The sequence below is a fragment of the Bacillus cereus group sp. MYBK30-2 genome (assembly GCF_051915945.1).
Classification (GTDB): Bacteria; Bacillota; Bacilli; order Bacillales; family Bacillaceae_G; genus Bacillus_A; species Bacillus_A paramycoides.
Genome location: NZ_JBQAFR010000001.1, coordinates 1844290 through 1862977 on the forward strand (window position 1 = coordinate 1844290; position 18688 = coordinate 1862977).

The following is an 18688-nucleotide window of genomic DNA, read 5'->3' on the forward strand; positions in this document are numbered from 1 at the left end:
CACTGTGGAACTTCACAACAGCTTAAAAAAATCTCAATATTCCGGTTATTATTTCTCAAAATTTGTACTTTACTATTTATCTTAGAAAAGGAAACAGAATTCCGTTGAATTCTAATTAAAGGAACATATAAGGAGGATTTAAAATGACACAGCCTTTTATTAAAAAAGCAGTACTGATTTCTACACTTACCATGAGTACAATCCTATCCACAACAATTCCATTTAACGTTTTAGCAGCACCTAATCCAGCAATACAAATGCAACAAGAAAATCTCACTGACGAAATTATGAAACTATCGTTCGAGGAAAATCTAAATGATAGCTCCGCATCCAATCACATAATTTCATATAAAAATGGTAATCCTTCATTTACAGACGGACGCATAAATAAAGCTCTCAAGTTTAAATCAACCTCACAGAAAAATGCTTCCTATATCGACTTAGGAGATACTTCACAATTAAAATTTGGAGAACGCACAGACTTCACAGTAGCCTTTTGGGTAAAATCTTCCGGAGTAAATGCTGATCCAGCCATCATTTCAAATAAAGATTGGAATAGCGGTGGAAACTTAGGGTGGTTTATCGGTTTAAAGGATAAGGCTCTCCTTTGGAATTTCAAAACATCCGGTAGCTCCCGCCTGGATGCCTCTATTCCAAATATCGCTGATAACGTTTGGCATCATATTGTGATTTCTCATGCCCGCGATGGATATGCAACTATTTATAAAGACGGAAAGCTAGAACAACAAATTGATATTAGTAAAATGGAAGGTACAATCGATACAAATTACACAACAAAAATTGGAGTTGATGGGAAAGGAACTTTATTTGGAAACAACTTTGACGCAACACTAGATGAAGTATCTATCCTAAGAAAAGCAGTAACGGCTACAGATGTTCAAAAAATGTATCAATCCGCTCCTCCGATTGCTGTTACTGACATTTCCATTGACCAACCAACTATTCATTTAAATGTTGATGGTTACACCTATTTACAAGCCAATATCCAGCCTTTAGACGCAACAAATAAAAAAGTAACTTGGACAAGCAGTAATAAAAACATCGCAGACGTTGAAGCGATAGATGGAAAAGTCAAAGTAATTGGAAAAGTCGTTGGGAAAACAACAATTCAAGCCATTTCTGAAGACGGAAAAAAAGCCGCTACAGCAGAACTAACTGTTGGAAATTCTTTAGATATAACACGTGATGGTTTACTTGAACAAAATGATTTAAACTTTGTAAAACAATACATCGGATCAGATGTAAATAGTCAAAACTGGAATGAAATTAAGCGGGCTGATTTAAATGAAGATGGAAAAATTGATGAAAAGGACATACTTCCTCTTCAAGAACAGCTAAAACAATCTACAAACTATCCATACAAACATGTCTTTATTATCGGGTTAGATGGAGCTGGTATTGCTGTTAAAGATGCTAATGCCCCTAATATTAAAAATTTTATCGCTAATGGTGCCAGCACTTATAATGCGCAAGCTCTTTCACCAACGATTAGCGCTCAAAACTGGGGCGGAATCTTACATGGTGTAACACCTGATAAAACAAAACTGGATAATACAATCGCAGGGTCAATAGCATTCCCTGAAAATTCACCTTATCCATCCTTTATGAAAGTACTAAAACAAGAACGACCTTACGCAAAAATGGCTTCATTTGCTGGATGGAGTCCAATTAATAAAGGGATTATCGAACAATCCGTAGGCGCTCACTTAGAGTCTGTCCCGGATGACCAATTGGCACCAAAAATCTCAAATTATATTAAAACGGAAGGAAAAGATACTGCGGTCACATTCATTCATTTTGACGATATTGATGGAGCTGGTCATTCTAAAGGCTACGGCAGCCCCGCATATATGCAACAAATTGAAAAAACAGATAAAAATGTAGGGATTGTATTAGATGCAATTCGTGACGCTGGTTTATTAGAAGATAGCCTTGTTATTATGACAACGGATCATGGAGGAAAAGACTACGGACATGGGGGAGAATCTCCTGAAGAAAAGACAATTTTCTGGGCGGCGAACGGCCCTGGAATTCTAGCAAAATCATCTATTACAGCTCCTATGACGAATATGGATACAGCGGCAGTTGTAGCACAAGCACTACGCTCGAATAAACCTATGACTTGGGATGCAAAAACACCTGAAAATTTACTAGAAACATTCCCTACTAGCCTTACACTTAACAAATCAGAACACTCTTTAAGAGAAAGAGAAACCTTTGAACTCGTTGCGAAGATCACTCCAAACGTTACAAATAAAAAGTTAATTTGGAAAAGTGACAATCCAACTGTTGCAACAATACAAGCAACGGATGAAAAAGCAATTGTCCATGCTGTACAAGCTGGTACTGCAACACTTACTGCAACAACTGCTACTGGCGAATATGTAGCAACATGTCTAGTAACTGTTGAACCAAATCATGTACCTGTTACAGGCATCAAAGTAGACGAACGATCTTTTGAGATCAAGCAAGGAGATGAAAAACTTGTATCTGCCTCCGTTCTTCCAGAAAATGCAACAAATAAAAATATAGTTTGGAAAAGCAGTGACGCAAGCATCATTGCCCTGGAAAACAAAAGTAATACGACTCATGTGAAAGCTTTAAAAACTGGACGCGTTGTTTTAACCGCAACAACAGATGATGGAAAATACAATAGATATATTTATATTCAAGTGAAATAGAAGAAAGGGCGGCTTACACAACATGCAAGCCGCCCTTTCCCTATTCTTTAATATTTACCCCATACTCTTTAAACCAAACATGAATTTGCGCTAAATGAGCTAAAAGTTGTGGCCCTGTCATTAATTGACCGAACCATGGCGTTTGAAATGCACTGCCGCCAGACTCGATCAATCCACTCAGCTGCTCTTTATCGAACAGTTCATGTAAAATTGATCCTTTATCCGTTAATAAATCTTGGAGCCATACTGTTACTGCTTTCGTATAGTGCGGATTATGCGTTTTCGGATACGGGCTTTTCTTTCTATACAATATATCATTTGGAAGTAATCCCTCTAACGCTTTACGCAATAGACCTTTTTCGCGGTTTTTATACATTTTCATTTCCCAAGGAATATTCCAAGCATATTCGACAAGTCGGTGGTCCGCAAACGGAACGCGTACTTCTAAGCTTGCCCCCATACTCATACGGTCTTTTCTGTCTAATAGTGTTGTCATAAACCAAACCATGTTTAAATAAAATAACTGTCGTCTCTTCGCTTCTAGCGCACTTTCCCCTTCTAAGATCGGTACTTCTTGAATGGATTCTTCATAGCGACGCTGTACATATTGTTGCAAATTTAGTTTCCTTCTCCACTCCTTCTTTAGAAGTTGTTCACGCGCTTCTGTAGATCGCATCCATGGAAATGCACTTGATTGTAAATCATCTTCTCTATAAAACCATGGATAACCACCGAATATTTCATCTGCACATTCTCCGGATAAACCAACGACAAAATCTTGTTTTATTTCACGACAAAACCATAATAATGAAGAATCAATATCTGCCATACCAGGCAAATCGCGAACGAGCACTGCTTCTGTTAAATACTGTGCTAGTTGTTCATTTGAAATGACGCAACGATGATGGGTCGTTCGAAACGTTTCCGTCATTAAATTAATAAAAGGTGCGTCTGAATTTGGCTGAAATGCATTCGCCTTAAAATATTTTTCGTTATCTTCATAGTCAATAGAATACGTGTGCAATTGCCCTTTCCCTGATCTTTCATATTCTTTTGCGGCAATTGCTGTTATAGCACTTGAATCTACACCACCCGATAAAAATGTACATAGCGGTACGTCAGAAACTAATTGTCTCGTAATCGCATCCTGTAATAAAAAACGTGTTTTCTCTACTGTTTCTTCAAATGAATCTTCATGTTTTTTACTTTCCACATTCCAATATCTCCATATGCATAAACCGTCTTTTGAGAACGTCATTGCATGGCCCGGGCGCAGTTCTTGAATACCAGCATATATACCGTGACCAGGAGTTCGAGATGGCCCTAAACCGAATATTTCTGACAATCCTTCTAACGTTACTTCAGTCTTTACATCTGGATGTGCCAATATCGCTTTTAACTCTGAACCAAATAATAATCGGCTGCTATCATATTTATAAAATAGTGGCTTTACACCTAATCGATCTCTGGCAATAAAGACTCTTTCATTTTTCTCATCCCATACTGCAAACGCATATATACCGTTTAAATGATCGACACATTCTTCCTTCCATTCAATATAAGATGCCAATAGTACTTCTGTATCAGAATGCCCTTTAAATGTATAACCTCTTCTTAATAACTCTTTCCGAATATCTTCTGTATTATAGAGCTCTCCGTTATAGCAAATCGCATAACTCGTTTCGTCTTTTAAACAAGTCATTGGCTGTTTACCACCTTCAGGATCTACAACGATTAACCGCTTATGCCCAAATGCGACGTTCCCTTTAATCCAAACTTTGTTATCATCTGGTCCGCGTTTCGCTAGCGTTTCCGCCATCTTCGTCACGACGTCCCTTTCCCCTTCTAATGAGCGTTTATAATCCACCCATCCTGTAATCCCGCACATAAGAATCATCCTTCCTAATCTAATATAAGTTTCTGAACGTGCAGTAATCCCCACCCTATGAGTGCGGATACATAAAAACAACAAACTTGACGATAACTAACTATCCATACATGGAATAGCAGTTTCACTGTGTGTAGCGTGTTTTATTGTATGCCCATCTATCTTTAGGTGTGTCTAGTTATAAAGAACGTACGAACTGTCCATAACAAGAATAACTACTTCTATAAAAGGAGAAATGAACTATGGCACAACGCAAACATATTTTGTATAACCAACCGCGCGCCCATACAATCGGTAATGTGGAATATATAAACAATGAATGGGTATTCTTTGATGATGAAAATGATGAAGCTTTTTTATTAGAAGATATCGCCGATGATGGTTTTGAAATTTTATATAACAACAATTGGCTACCAGCGCGTTTTTATGAACAAAACATATTACAAATTGCAAATGAACAACATCCTCTCCAAAACGGGGAAATGATACGAATTCGAAAAAAATTACTTCTTAGCTATAATGAATGGCTTGAGGAGTTACCCGACTCTGTCTTTACATTGTTAACCGACTCATTGCAATCGCTTAATTACTCTTTATATGATTGCATGTATTGTCATAATTATTTATCATTCTTACCGAAAGATGGACCGTGCGAAGGAGTAAATATTCTTTTGTTCGATAACGAAGAAATGATTTGTACATTGCAACATCATTTCGTGCGCTACTCTTCCTCTAATAAGAATATTTTAAGATTTACGAAGGTAAGCGGAGAAGAGCTACATATCGATGCAACATAAAATAAAAAACCACCTTATCTCCCAAATATTTGAGATCATAAGGTGGTTTTATTTTCTTTATTAGAATACTTTCCAGCCCAATGGCAATTTCAGTCCAAGATAAAATACCGCTACAAGCGCGACAATAAATAAGCCCCAAAACGCCCCTGTCGGTTTGTTTTTGCTCATTTTTACAAGAACCATTTCCATTCCACCGATAACTAAAATACCAGCTACCATTTTTAAGCCATACCACATGTGCATGCTACCTGTTGCTGTCTTCATAATACTCATATACAACATGAAACCTGTCACAATAATGATAATATACATAAGGCGAAGCCCCATATGTACACCTTTACCTTTTCTTCCTGCCGAATAAAGTGAATACGCCACGAAGAATAAAATTAATCCTAACGCCCATGCTGTAATATGCATATGTATCATCGTATCCCTACCTCCTCTTTTCACACTTTTTCACTCTATATGATAACATGTTCATTTATTTTCAGGAAATGTTTCGCTTTTTTATATTTAAATGCTATAATATTTAGAGTATTTACAAACTTCTTGTAATAACAAAAGGGGGAACAATCATGATTCAAACTAAGGATATTATCGAACTTACAGACACATACGGAGCAAATAACTATCATCCACTTCCAATCGTTATTTCTAAAGCAGAAGGTGTTTGGGTAGAAGATCCAGAAGGAAACCGCTATATGGACTTACTAAGTGCATATTCTGCAGTTAACCAAGGTCATCGTCACCCGAAAATTATTAACGCTTTAATCGATCAAGCAAATCGCGTTACGTTAACTTCTCGTGCTTTCCATAGCGACCAATTAGGTCCTTGGTACGAAAAAGTTGCGAAACTAACTAATAAAAATATGGTACTTCCTATGAATACAGGTGCAGAAGCTGTTGAAACTGCAATTAAAACAGCTCGTCGCTGGGCTTACGATGTGAAAAAAGTAGAAGCAAACCGTGCAGAAATCATCGTTTGTGAAGATAACTTCCACGGACGTACGATGGGTGCTGTTTCTATGTCATCAAACGAAGAGTACAAGCGTGGATTCGGTCCTATGCTTCCTGGCATTATTGTAATTCCTTACGGTGATTTAGAAGCGTTAAAAGCTGCGATTACACCAAATACAGCTGCATTCATTTTAGAGCCAATCCAAGGTGAAGCAGGAATTAACATTCCACCAGCTGGTTTCTTAAAAGAAGCTTTTGAAGTATGTAAAAAAGAAAACGTTTTATTCGTAGCAGATGAAATCCAAACAGGTTTAGGCCGTACTGGTAAAGTATTTGCTTGCGACTGGGACAATGTAACTCCTGACATGTACATACTTGGTAAAGCACTTGGCGGCGGTGTGTTCCCAATCTCTTGCGTTGCAGCAAACCGCGACATTTTAGGCGTATTCGAGCCAGGTTCTCACGGTTCTACATTCGGTGGTAACCCACTTGCATGTGCTGTTTCTATCGCAGCTCTTGAAGTATTAGAAGAAGAAAAATTAACAGAGCGTTCTCTTCAATTAGGAGAAAAATTAGTTGGGCAATTAAAAGAAATTGATAACCCAATGATTACTGAAGTTCGCGGTAAAGGTTTATTCATCGGTATCGAATTAAACGAGCCAGCTCGTCCTTACTGTGAACAACTAAAAGCAGCTGGTCTATTATGTAAAGAAACACATGAAAACGTAATTCGTATCGCACCACCTCTAGTAATCTCTGAAGAAGATTTAGAGTGGGCATTCCAAAAAATTAAAGCTGTATTATCTTAATAATAGCGAGGCTGTCCTATATTTTAGGACAGCCTCTTTCCTTTTTCAATAATTTAAAGTAAGATAAAATTGAATATTCTGTTTTTTATCAAGAGGAGGACAACTGTATGCTGTTGAAATATGGTAAACACATTAACTATTTAGCTACAATTTTTATTTCTATTACATTCATCGGCTTCATATTATCCACAACGTTACTCAGTCACTATTCAACTCCTCATACATTCACACTACTTAAAGCGTCATTTTGGACTGCTGTTTTTCTTACAATTATCGGTTTTGGTCGCGAAAGAAGCGCACTTGCGGTAATGCTAATTGGGATTTGTACTTTAGCACTAATCGGATTGTATATTTTCGCTATTTTAGATTATTCCAATAATCCACGCCCATAATAAAGAGCTATCTTTTCACAAGATAGCTCTTTTCTTCACTTCACTATATTTCTCAGCGTACCAATTCCTTCTATCGTAATAACAACTTCATCACCAGCATGCAAAAACTTCGGTGGCGTAAAACCTTTCCCAACACCGGCTGGTGTCCCCGTCGCAATAACATCGCCTGGCTCTAATGTCATGCCTTTACTTATAGTCGAAATAATTTCTTCCACTGAAAAAATCATTTCTTTCGTATTTGAAGTTTGTCTTACCTCTCCGTTTACTACTGTTTCAATGTGTAATGCATTCGGCATTTCAATCAATGATTTATGGACTAAATACGGTCCCATCGGACAAAATGTATCGAAACTTTTCCCTAGGAAAAATTGTTTATGTTTCCTTTGAATATCCCGAGCAGTTACATCATTTATAACTGTATATCCAAAAACGTGGTCAAGGGCCTTTTCTTTTTTGATTTGTTTTCCTCGCTTACCAATAATAATTGCTAGTTCTCCTTCGTAATCTAGTTCATTTGTTGCATGAGGATGACCATTAATTTGCTCATCAATTCCAATAACTGTTGTTGGCGCTTTCGTAAAGATCATTATATTTTCTGGGATAGACTCTACTCCTCCCATTTCTACCGCATGCTCGCGATAGTTTTTTCCAACACACAAAATATTCTTTCTCGGCCTTGGAATCGGCGCTAAAATTTTCACCTCTGTTAACGGATAATACGCCGCTCCCGCATTTTTCTTCGCCCAATTTACAATATCACACACTTTTTCAAGACATTCGCTTCCTCTTTCAATGCATTCTAACATTGTAATCGGAATGGTAACTTTTTCACCCTTTTGTCTTTGCGCTTCTCTTAAATGTAATACTCTTTCTTCCTCTTCGTCCACAATACCAACAAATACCTTTTCTTCCTTCTTCGCCGTTACAAAACGCAATATTTCCACTCTCCATCCTAAAACTCATACCCTTTAATTGTATTCGCATCCTTAAGAAAAAAACCTTCTCATGCACGCTAATTTTTACAATATTCCTCCCTTCTTATATTCGTTCCTCATCCGTGATTTGACATAAAATGTAGAAATTATACTTTTTTTAGCGAAGATGTTTCTTTTTTATGGAATTTTTGTATAATATGTACTACATATATAGTTAAAATTTATTGAGAGATGGAGCCGATTTCAATGTTTGAGCAAGCAATCGAAAAAAAACGCGAAAAAATGATCTATTTTGCTGAACGCTACGGAATGACTTCTCAAAAAACAGTGGATTGTAGCCAGGAACTGGACAGGCTCTTAAATGTTATTTGGCATATACATACGGATTACATGCACACTCAAACGCTCGAAACACATACGCAATAACGTGTGTGTTTCTTTTATTTAAAAAAAGTACACATTTTATTGAAAACGCCCATACAATAGTAGAAAAGAAAATTTTAAAAATGAAAGGTGTTTTGTATGCCAGCTATGGTCGGACATATTCGTATCGTTAATATTGGATCAAGTGGTATTTTTCATATTGGAGATGTATTTGCGATTAGACCTATTAGTTATTCACGTGCTTTTGCCGGGGCCGGCTCCTTTAATGTTGGTGATAATATCTCTGTCTACAATTATCAAAGTTCAACGACTGTAAATGATTCCGATGTAATCGATCAAGCAATAATCGGTTCTACCTAAAGGAGGCGATTACATTGAATTTCTATGTAAACCAAAGTATTATCATTAACAGTATTAAAATCGATAGCATTACGACATCTTCTGTTTTCCAAATCGGAACTGCAGGTAGTATTAAGGCTCTTTCTAAATTCTCAAATACCGGCGGGTTTACAGCACCTCTTCGCCCTTTAAATGCAAAAGGACAAATTATTTCCCTTAAGCCTTTCACTAGTTCTTCTTAGGCCATCCTTATCATAAATATATAGCAGTAATATACCCTCCCTATTGAAAAGGAGGTTTCACAAAATGAATCAAGATATATATACTTATTTACACCAACTTCAGCAAGCTCTCCAAATGCAGCAAGAAACCATTCTCAATCTTGAAAATCAAGTTCGCCTATTACAAGAAGAGCTTAATGAATTAAAAAGTCGCCCCTCCTCTTCTATAGGAAAAGTGGAATATAAATTCGATCAATTAAAAGTAGAAAACTTAAATGGTACTTTAAATATTGGCTTGAATCCATTTGCGAAAAAAGGGCAGCAAATTGAAGATTTTGAAGTGGATACAGAAACGCTGAAAGTAAATCCTGAAACAGAAACAAATCCAGACTTTTATCAAGGTATCCTTCAAGAAATGCATCGCTACTTAGATGAAGAAGCATATAATCGAATTCTCCATTTTGAACACGAAGAGCGAACACCACTTGATGAGATGTATCGACAAATGATGATTGATGACATAAAAAAACAGATGGAACATAGACTTCCTTATTATTTATCACAAGTTCAGTCATATGAAGGTATTTCAACAGATCCAGAGTATTTGCGCGAAGTCATTATTCAAGCGATGAAACAAGATATTGACAAAGCCTTCCTATCTTTTATTCAACACATACCGGGCAATTTCCGAAAGGAGTGAGTATGGATGAATTTAAATGTTGTAAACCGTGAGTTAAAAGTAGGGCAAATTAAAATGAACGGGGTTTCTTCTTCCGCATTATTTTTAATTGGAGATGCAAACCTTCTCATCCTTACTTCTATTCTTGATACGCCATTCGAATCCGTTACAGAGGGACCGTTTGTACCATTAGTATCAGCTGTCCCTACGACTCCAGGTTGAGGAGACTCAACATTATGTTACATCATGTTCCAGTTGTCCAAAATGTTTCTATTATTTCTTTGGGGATTGCTGCAGTATTTCAAGTTGGTGATGCAAATCAAATGGAATTAAAAAGCAGGGCGCTTTTGGTTCATCGGGAAATTCCTTATTATTTAAAAGGAGAAGGTCATTTTGATGCTTTTGAAGTTTTCACAGATGAATACATTACTATGCCAAAGCGAACAACAGATGTAAAAGTAAATATTATAAATGAACGTCCTTTTATTGAAGTAAACAACGTTGAAGTGCGAACACTTTTAACTTCTGGTTGCTTTCAAATTGGAAATGTTGATTATGCTTTTAATAACTCTCGTATTATGCAAATTCGACAATACATTACTGACGAACCTTCTTCTAAATAATTCATATAGTAATTAAAAAGCTTAGTGAAGTAGGTGAATGGTATGCCTTCAGTTGTGGGGAATCTCGTCGTTCAAAATAGTAATGGCTCTTTCAATTTAGGGGATTTTTATAACGTATCTCCGAAAGAAAATACGAAAGCTTATAACGGGTCTGGGGCTTCCAATGTTGGATTTGTCGTTAATACTTTTAGCGGCGTTAGTGCAACAAATACATTTGATTCGGACGTTGCAGACCAAGATCAAATTGCAACAGCGTAAAAAAAGTAGGAGAATGCTCTCCTACTTTTTTCTTATTGATATTTCGTTATACTATCCACTATATCACCTTTCATCTAGCTGTTTAAAAAGCCGTTTATATAAACTAATAATCAGTGAAGATGCTAGTCCCCACTGATTACAGTTTCATTTTATTTAAATGATAATCCCTTTTCCTCTAAAGCCATTCTCAATTTAGGCAAAGATGCAGGTCCCATACCGTGCAGTTTCAAAATTTCTTTTTCACTATACTTTGAAAGTTCTTCTACAGTCGTTATCCCATGGTGCTCTAACGCTCGCCTTGCTGGTGCTGAAAGAAAAGAGAGAAAGCCTTCTTTCGGCTTCCTCTCTTTCTCGCAAGTCGGGCAAGTTGGGCAATGGCTACTTTTATAGTACTCGTGTCCTTGATCACAAGTTCTTAACGTTGCCATACTCCATAACCCCTTTCCAAACTCTATTCATCAATATTTACAAGATGATTCCCATCAAAGAAGTATAAACACTTTTCTTTCACAGGATGTTTCAAGCTTTTCTCTAACGCTTTTGCATATAGTGAAAGCTGCACTTTGTATCGGTCTTCTAAGATTGGTTTCGCTTGATCAAATCCGCCTGGGAACTTTCCTTCAATCGTATCTGTTTTAAAGTCGATTAAAGTAATTCCATCTTCCTCTTCAATCATGCAGTCGATAACCCCTTGGACAAGTATTGTTTCTTCGCTCTTACCTTGCCAATCTTGATACGCTTCTTCTGCTGAAAGCATCATCGTAAATGGCACTTCACGCTCAACACTTTTCGCTGCTAATACCCTTTTACCTAAGTCACTGTCAAAGAATGAAATCACTTTTTCGATTGCTATTTCTTCAGCTTGTTCGAATGTTAATAATTCTTTATTTACCATTCCTGCAATTTGTTCCTGAAGAACTTCAATCGAAATCGGTTTCTTCAAATCTACATGTTGCATAACGGCATGGACTGCTGTTCCTCGCTCGGCATACGTTAATCCTTTTTTCTCCATAAAGCGCGGACGTGTTTTAATTGGGGCACGAAGTTTTTTAATAAAGGCGTTATCGCTTCCTTCTTCAGATTGATAATTTCGCTTTATTTCTGTTACAGATTGTTTCGCACGGTGAGATGTTGCTTCCTCATATCCGTACTCCCACATTAATCTGTCGTACACTTCTTCTTTCCGTTCACTTTCTAACGGAACAGCCTTTTTCTCACGAAGTGCTTCTAACAATTCTTGTTTCTCTTCTTGAACTGGTTCTGGTGCAAGTAAATCTTTTCCTTCAACAACTTCTACTTTCCAGTTCGTATCATATTCATAAATTTCAGCTGGAATATTCCCTTGCCCTAACTCAAGAAGCATCTCACTATCACGGTGCCTGTATAGTGAAGGGGCAATCCAATCTAAATAACATGACGCTCCAGCACGTATGTGGTCTGGTAATAACCATTCTCCATGTTCCCGTGCATCAAGCCATTTTTCCATTTCTTTATTGGCATCTTTAACCGTTCCAATTAAAATTAACTTCTCTTTCGCACGGGTTAAAGCTACGTATAGTACACGCATTTCTTCCGCAATTAATTCCATTTTCATTTTACGTTTAATCGCTAGTTGCGATAATGTCGTATATTTAATCCGTTTGCGAGGATCGATAAATTGTGAACCAAAACCGAAATCTTTATGAAGTAAGAAACGCTTCATTAAATCTTGTGTATTAAAACGGCGACCGAGTCCCGCTACAAATACGACAGGGAATTCAAGCCCTTTACTTTTGTGAATCGTCATAATGCGAACTACGTCTTCTTGTTCTCCAAGGGCTCTTGCCGTTCCCATATCATCACCACGTTCTAAAATACGCTCAATAAAACGTAAGAAGCGGAATAATCCTCTAAACGATGTTGCTTCATATTGTCTTGCGCGGTCATATAGTACACGTAAGTTCGCTTGTCGTTGCTTTCCAGCCGGTAAGCCACCAACGAAATCATAATAACCTGTCTCACCGTACACTTTCCAAATTAAATCTGAAAGGGATTGTTGGCGTGCAAATTCACGCCATCCTTGCAGTAAATTATAGAACCATTCTAATTTATCATGTAGTTCTTTCTCTTCTTCAAGTGGTGCTCCTTTTAAGAATGAGCTCATTACTTCATAAAACGAACCTTTCTTTCCATGAGCACGAAGCGTCGCAAGTTCTTCATCATTTAGTCCAACGATCGGCGAACGAAGTACAGCAGCAAGCGGAATATCTTGCATCGGATTATCAATAACGCGGAATACGTTCATCATAATATTTACTTCTGTCGCTTCAAAGTAACCAGTCGCAAGATCAGCATATACCGGTATTCCTTGTAACTTTAACTCTTCCATAATTTGCGGCGCCCATGGCATTGAGCGAAGTAAAATAACGAAGTCGCGGTATTGTACTGGGCGCATACTATCAGTTTTACGGTCATACACTTCATAACCTGAATCGACCATCGCTTTAATTCGCTGCGCCATAAGACGAGCTTCAAGCTGCGCTTTTTCTACTTCTGTACCTTCTTCTCCATCTATTACTTCTTCTTCCGTTTGCTGGATGCATAATAGTTCAGCCGCTACATCCTCACCTTCTGGATAGCTAGCACCTAGCTTTAATTCAGCATCAGCGTCGTAATCGATTTCCCCAACTTCTTCGCCCATAATTTGTTTGAAGATAAAGTTCGTACCAGCTAACACTTCATGACGACTACGGAAGTTTTTCGCTAAATCAATCTTCATTCCGCCGTCTAATCCTTCTGATGTAAAACGTTTATATTTTCCTAAGAATAGGCCTGGTTCTGCTAGTCGGAAACGATAGATCGATTGCTTCACATCACCAACCATGAACAAGTTTCCTTCACTCTCAGAATCTTTCGTTACGAATTTAATAATCGATTCTTGCACAAAGTTCGTATCTTGATATTCATCGACTAATACTTCAGCAAATTTATTACGATATTGAAGTGCTACTGCTGATGGACGCATTTCACCATCTTCATTTGGCTCACTTAAAATTTGTAAACAGAAATGCTCTAAATCTGTGAAATCGACCATTCCTTTATCGCGTTTTATCGCTTGGAAACGACCTGTAAATACTTTTACAAGCTGAACAAGCTTTTCTAATACAGGATGCATATCTTGAAAATCTCGTAAGAAACTTTCTGGTCTGCGGCTAAATAGTTCTTCTTGTAATTTCTTCACTTCATCTTTCGCTTTATTACGAAGAGAATCTACTTGTTTTACAATATCTTCATTATAATCACTTTTCTTAATACGCTTTAACGTTTGCCACGATACATTTTGCATCGCTTCATAAACACCTGTCCACGACTCACGAGCTGCGCCTGATAACGTTCCAAGTAAAGCTAAATCTGCTTGTAAAGTTTCAGTGCGAGGTGCTGGACCGTCAGGAAGCATTGCTAGTTCTGTCGCTTTACGAATATGCTCTTCCGCCGTTTCAAGCTGGAATTTCACATCTTCTAATAAGTAAGAAGCGTACACTAAGTCTTCAATCGTCTTTCCTTCAACGTCGTATGCTTCTACTAATTTATCAAGCCATTTCTCTGGGTTTGGATGCGCTCTTGATTCTGTATGAAGCGCTAAAATCATTCGTTGTAAGTCATCGTCACTACGGTCGCTCGTATAACGATCAACGAGTTCAAAGAAAATATGATTATCTTCGATTCCATACTCTTCTTCTAATATGTCATCTAGCACTTCTTCTTTTAATAACTCATTTTCTGTTTGATTCGCAATACGAAAACGAGGATCGACATCAAGCATGTAATAATATCCTCTAATGACTTGTAAACAAAATGAGTGAATTGTCGAAATGGAAGCTTTATTTAATAAGCTAAGCTGTTTTCTTATGTGCTGCGAGCCTGGCTCATCAATTAATACTTTTTCTAACGCTTCCCCAACTCGGTTTTTCATTTCTTGCGCTGCTGCATTCGTAAACGTTACAACGAGCAGGCGATCGACATCTACCGGACTTTCTTCGTTAATAATCTTTTTAATAATACGTTCAACTAATACCGCTGTTTTCCCTGATCCAGCTGCTGCTGCAACTAAAATATCACGTCCATTCGCTACAACCGCTTTCCACTGGTCATCTGTCCATTGACTACCCTCTGGTTTTTTAGGCCAATTTTCTATCATTCTCCGCCGACCTCCTCTCTTATTTTCTCCATCGCTTCGCTATCTTTCATATCTTTTAACGTACGGAATTGATTATCTTCAAGTGATTCATCAAATTGACAAACAGACTTGAAGTTACAGAATGTACATGCCGCTTTATTCCCCATTTTGTACGGAGCAATATCAATAACACCTTCTGTAATGTCCTTACCGATATTTTCAAACGTATGGTGTACATATTTTTGAAGTACGTTAAACTCTTGCTCACTTGCAATGCTAGAACGCGCACTAAAACTACCGTCTTTTTTCAGACCAGCAGAAATAATATCAGAGCTTCCTGTTGAAAGTTTATTATCCATTAAACGAACAACGTCAGCATCTCCTAGTACAAGTCCTTTCATTTTAAATTTCTTTAAAATTTCTTTTTCAATTTCTTCTTCAGATGCATCGCCTTTCATCTCAACGATCGGGTTATGAATATGGAAATACAATACGCCCGCAGGTGATGCAGTACCACCCTTTTTCATCCACGTATGTGCATTTGAAGTAACAACATCCAAATACGTTAACATTTGAAGTGCTAATCCGTAATACACTTCTGTTAAGTCTAACGCCTTTGAACTTGATTTATAGTCAATAATACGAAGGAACGTACCACTCTCATCTTCCGCCTTATCAACACGGTCAATACGGCCAACTACTTCCATCTTCACACCATTTGGCAATGCGAATTCCATTGGCGGAAGTGATCCAGTACCACCCATACCGAATGGAACTTCTAAATCAACTGGTACAAATCCACTCGACTTCGCATGTTCACGAAGAATAAGTGACGTACGGAAAATGATTTGTTGTAGTTTTTGTTTTAAATAAAAATGACGGTTCGAACTTAATAAAATTTGTCTTTGTAATAACGGTGCAATTTCTTCTATTACTAAAGCAGAAAGGTGCTCGCACTCTTTTATTGATAAATCCGCCCAAGTACGATTTTCACGTAATAGCTTGTCTGCAATTCTCTTCAGCGCCGCATGGAATAGTTCACCAATATCTGGCGCATCAAGTTTGAAAATATCACGCTCTCTTAGCGATAAACCGTGCTGTGCGAAATGAGCGTACGCACAACGATTAAATAGCTCCATACGAGAGACGCTTCCCTTAATTGTATCTCCATATAAATCTCTACTTACATCTGTACTCAATTTCTGTGCACGATTTCGATAGAATAAGCTTGATAACACACGGCTACTTTTTTGCTTCCATTCATCTGAAGTAACGTAGAAGTTATATACGTCCCACCAAAAATCTAAATTGCCTTCAAATCCGTAGCGCTTCCACGTTTGCAGTTGCTGCATTACGTAAGACAACGTTACTTCTGGCGTGGCTACGTATGAGATTTGTTCCGAACGTGATAAGTCATTTACATCATTTGTTATAAACGCTTCTTTCACATCAGGGAATATTCTTTTTATTTTCTTAATAAAGCTAGAAGCAAGTAACGTCTTGCCTTCTTCATCCGCAAGCGGACAAGATATATATAATTTCTCAGACGCTCTCGTCACCATTTGGTACATAACGAACTGTTCTTCTAATAATGTTTGTCTCGTTGTTGGTGCTAATTCGATACCCGCAGCGGTAAGAACATCTCTTTCTTCGTCAGAAAGCATACCTTCATCCATAGGTGCTGCTGGAATCACTCCTTCATTTACGCCAATAACGAATGTCGCTTTAACATTTGATAATCTAGAACGATCAATATTAGCAATTAACACTTGGTCTAGTGACGGTGGAATGTTCGCGAATTGAAGCGCCTCAAGACCTGTCGTCATGACATCAGTAAACATAGAAAGGGACATCTTCTCCTCGCCAAGCATCTCAACGAACGTATCAAGAAGACTCATCACCTCTTCCCACACTTGCTCGTGGTCTGTCGCAAATAAGAAATCTCCGCTTTCTTCTGCACGAATACGTAACTCTTCTAACTTTTTCGGAACGTCAAGCTCCTCTAAAAATAAGTATACTGCTTCGCACATTTGCATAACTGTTCCAGCACGCTTCAGTCTTTTTTGCATACGAATAACTGGCGTTCTTACAATGTCACGAAGGCGATTAATTTTCTCTTCCATTTCACGTTCACTATCTGTTATCATTCCGCTTGCATCATCAAGTGAACGATAACGTCGATACATCCATGGATCTTCAGAAGTCCATCTCTTTCCTTGTATACCGTACGCTAAACAGTAGTTTTCAAATTCATCCATCTCTTCACGCATCGCTTCTTTTCTTACGTCTAATGGATATAAAAGCTCTGTTTTTATGCAGCGAAACACCGCATCATAGCGCCAATTCCCGCTAATGATCTCTAAAGCAGAACGAATGCATTCTACTAGCGGATGATGTGACATCGGGCGTTTTTCATCAATGAAATGCGGGATATTATAATCCATAAATAAAGTTCGCATTACATCGTAATAAATTTCTCCGTTACGAAGAAGTACTGCGATATCTCGGTAACGATAATCTTCATCCGCCACAAGTCTTCGAATTTCACGAGCAACGCCTTCTACTTCAGCTCGTAAATTAGCCGCTGTACTAATCGTTACACTCGCCTCTCCGTGAAACTTTTCATTTGGACGCGCTTCATAATGAGTTTCTAAATGCGCTAATGCTGGCGAATGAAAACGCTGCTGTTCCATAAGTGGAACCGTTTTTTCAATTTCCATTTTCTCTTCACGCGCTACTTGTTTTATTTTTTCATACGTTAACGTCGTTTCATAAAATAAATCCAGTTCATTCACTGGCTGTGCTAGCGTTTTTTCATCCAGCGTTAATGTTATTGTTACTCTAGTTCCTAATCTCATTAACCCTCTAACAATTTCTAGCTCTTGAGGAGAAAATGAATGGAATCCATCTATATAAATTTCCGCGTCTTTTACATACTCAGAGTCTGGAAGCTTCTCAACCAATAATTGTAAGTAGTCTTCTGAATCTAAATATCTTCCAATTAAAGCACGTTCAAAGTCATCATATAATAACTGTAAATCATACACTTTATTCGCGAGCAACTTTTGCTCTGCACTACTGCTGTGCGCATCTAATTGTTGCCACATTTCATATACGTTAGACGGCGTCACATTATAACGTTTAAACTCCGCAATCATACTACCAAGGTGTTCAAAGAAACCGTTTTGCTCTGCTGCTTTTTGAAACACAGATAGTCCATCTTTACGGGATTCTACAATTTTACGAAGTAACATATGCACACCAGCTTCATCAATATGAAGACGACTTGCTCCGCCCACTTCTTGTAGTACCTTCCACGCTAATCGCGAAAAACTAAAAACTTGTGCCCGAATAGAACCTCTTACATCCTCGCTCCCAATTAACGCCTGCTGCGTTTGGAATGTCATCTGTTCTGGCACAAGATATAATATTGTTTTCCCTCGTGGACGCTGTTTTAACTCTTCTTGCACTTCACGTAAACAAAGTGCACTTTTTCCACTTCCAGCTCTACCAATCACAAATCGAAGTGACATGTAACCCCACCTTTC

The 18688-nt window shown here is 37.9% G+C and carries 17 protein-coding genes; 11 read left to right on the top strand and 6 right to left on the bottom strand.

All coding sequences use genetic code 11. From position 1 onward, the window contains the following. Nucleotides 1–143: 143 nt before the first annotated feature. A complete protein-coding gene (locus ACTFQM_RS09700) occupies nt 144–2702 on the top strand; it encodes an Ig-like domain-containing protein (RefSeq protein WP_440034155.1) in 2559 nt (852 codons plus the stop codon). Between the two features lie 40 nt (nt 2703–2742). Here ACTFQM_RS09700 and asnB read toward each other — a convergent pair whose 3' ends face one another. After that, nucleotides 2743–4590, bottom strand: a complete 1848-nt coding sequence (gene asnB / locus ACTFQM_RS09705; RefSeq protein WP_440034156.1) for an asparagine synthase (glutamine-hydrolyzing) — start codon at nt 4588–4590, stop codon at nt 2743–2745. Between the two features lie 242 nt (nt 4591–4832). Between asnB and ACTFQM_RS09710 the strand changes: the two genes are divergently transcribed. Next, entirely contained in the window at nt 4833–5387 is a 555-nt protein-coding gene (locus ACTFQM_RS09710) for a DUF2777 domain-containing protein (protein WP_002170797.1), read from the top strand. Nucleotides 5388–5447: 60 nt separating this feature from the next. On the opposite strand, the gene ACTFQM_RS09715 is transcribed toward ACTFQM_RS09710, so the two are convergent. Then, nucleotides 5448–5813 carry a YisL family protein gene (locus ACTFQM_RS09715; RefSeq protein ID WP_440034157.1) on the bottom strand — a complete coding sequence of 122 codons (366 nt, stop codon included), beginning with the start codon at nt 5811–5813 and terminating at the stop codon, nt 5448–5450. A gap of 149 nt (nt 5814–5962) precedes the next feature. On the opposite strand from ACTFQM_RS09715, the gene rocD reads away from it, so the two are divergent. Both rocD and ACTFQM_RS09725 read left to right on the top strand, forming a co-directional pair. Continuing rightward, nucleotides 5963–7153, top strand: coding sequence for an ornithine aminotransferase (gene rocD / locus ACTFQM_RS09720; RefSeq protein ID WP_071717650.1), 1191 nt, complete (start codon nt 5963–5965; stop codon nt 7151–7153). A 107-nt stretch (nt 7154–7260) separates the two neighbouring features. After that, nucleotides 7261–7545, top strand: a complete 285-nt coding sequence (locus ACTFQM_RS09725) for a hypothetical protein (protein WP_440034158.1) — start codon at nt 7261–7263, stop codon at nt 7543–7545. Between the two features lie 35 nt (nt 7546–7580). Here the strand turns inward: ACTFQM_RS09725 and ACTFQM_RS09730 are convergent, their stop codons facing one another. Then, entirely contained in the window at nt 7581–8480 is a 900-nt protein-coding gene (locus tag ACTFQM_RS09730; RefSeq protein ID WP_440034159.1) for a fumarylacetoacetate hydrolase family protein, read from the bottom strand. Nucleotides 8481–8726: 246 nt separating this feature from the next. Here ACTFQM_RS09730 and ACTFQM_RS09735 point away from each other — a divergent pair, with 246 nt between their 5' ends. From ACTFQM_RS09735 to gerPF, 7 genes are all read left to right on the top strand, one after another. Beyond that, nucleotides 8727–8906, top strand: a complete 180-nt coding sequence (locus ACTFQM_RS09735) for an aspartyl-phosphate phosphatase Spo0E family protein (RefSeq protein WP_002170792.1) — start codon at nt 8727–8729, stop codon at nt 8904–8906. A 96-nt stretch (nt 8907–9002) separates the two neighbouring features. Next, nucleotides 9003–9224 carry a spore germination protein GerPA gene (gene gerPA, locus ACTFQM_RS09740; RefSeq protein WP_002170791.1) on the top strand — a complete coding sequence of 74 codons (222 nt, stop codon included), beginning with the start codon at nt 9003–9005 and terminating at the stop codon, nt 9222–9224. A gap of 14 nt (nt 9225–9238) precedes the next feature. Then, on the top strand, nt 9239–9445 hold the full coding sequence (gerPB, locus tag ACTFQM_RS09745; RefSeq protein ID WP_025150339.1) for a spore germination protein GerPB: 207 nt from the start codon (nt 9239–9241) through the stop codon (nt 9443–9445). Between the two features lie 64 nt (nt 9446–9509). Then, complete coding sequence (locus ACTFQM_RS09750; RefSeq protein WP_048369736.1) at nt 9510–10124, top strand: spore germination protein GerPC; 615 nt, start codon at nt 9510–9512, stop codon at nt 10122–10124. Between the two features lie 6 nt (nt 10125–10130). Then, nucleotides 10131–10325: a spore gernimation protein GerPD gene (locus ACTFQM_RS09755; RefSeq protein WP_328063676.1), complete on the top strand. Its 195-nt coding sequence runs from the start codon at nt 10131–10133 to the stop codon at nt 10323–10325. 14 nt (nt 10326–10339) lie between these two features. Then, nucleotides 10340–10726: a spore germination protein GerPE gene (locus tag ACTFQM_RS09760; RefSeq protein ID WP_071717655.1), complete on the top strand. Its 387-nt coding sequence runs from the start codon at nt 10340–10342 to the stop codon at nt 10724–10726. Between the two features lie 42 nt (nt 10727–10768). Next, a complete protein-coding gene (gene gerPF / locus ACTFQM_RS09765) occupies nt 10769–10984 on the top strand; it encodes a spore germination protein GerPF (protein WP_002170786.1) in 216 nt (71 codons plus the stop codon). A 149-nt stretch (nt 10985–11133) separates the two neighbouring features. Here gerPF and ACTFQM_RS09770 read toward each other — a convergent pair whose 3' ends face one another. From ACTFQM_RS09770 to addB, 3 genes are read right to left on the bottom strand one after another with little or no spacing between them, the layout of a single operon-like run. After that, nucleotides 11134–11412, bottom strand: a complete 279-nt coding sequence (locus ACTFQM_RS09770; RefSeq protein WP_440034160.1) for an RNA polymerase alpha subunit C-terminal domain-containing protein — start codon at nt 11410–11412, stop codon at nt 11134–11136. Nucleotides 11413–11435: 23 nt separating this feature from the next. After that, the gene (gene addA / locus ACTFQM_RS09775; protein WP_440034161.1) at nt 11436–15161 is read right to left on the bottom strand and encodes a helicase-exonuclease AddAB subunit AddA; all 3726 of its coding nucleotides are present in this window, start codon (nt 15159–15161) and stop codon (nt 11436–11438) included. After that, entirely contained in the window at nt 15158–18673 is a 3516-nt protein-coding gene (addB, locus tag ACTFQM_RS09780; RefSeq protein WP_440034162.1) for a helicase-exonuclease AddAB subunit AddB, read from the bottom strand. The genes addA and addB overlap by 4 nt, the downstream gene beginning before the upstream one ends. Between the last annotated feature and the right edge of the window lie 15 nt (nt 18674–18688).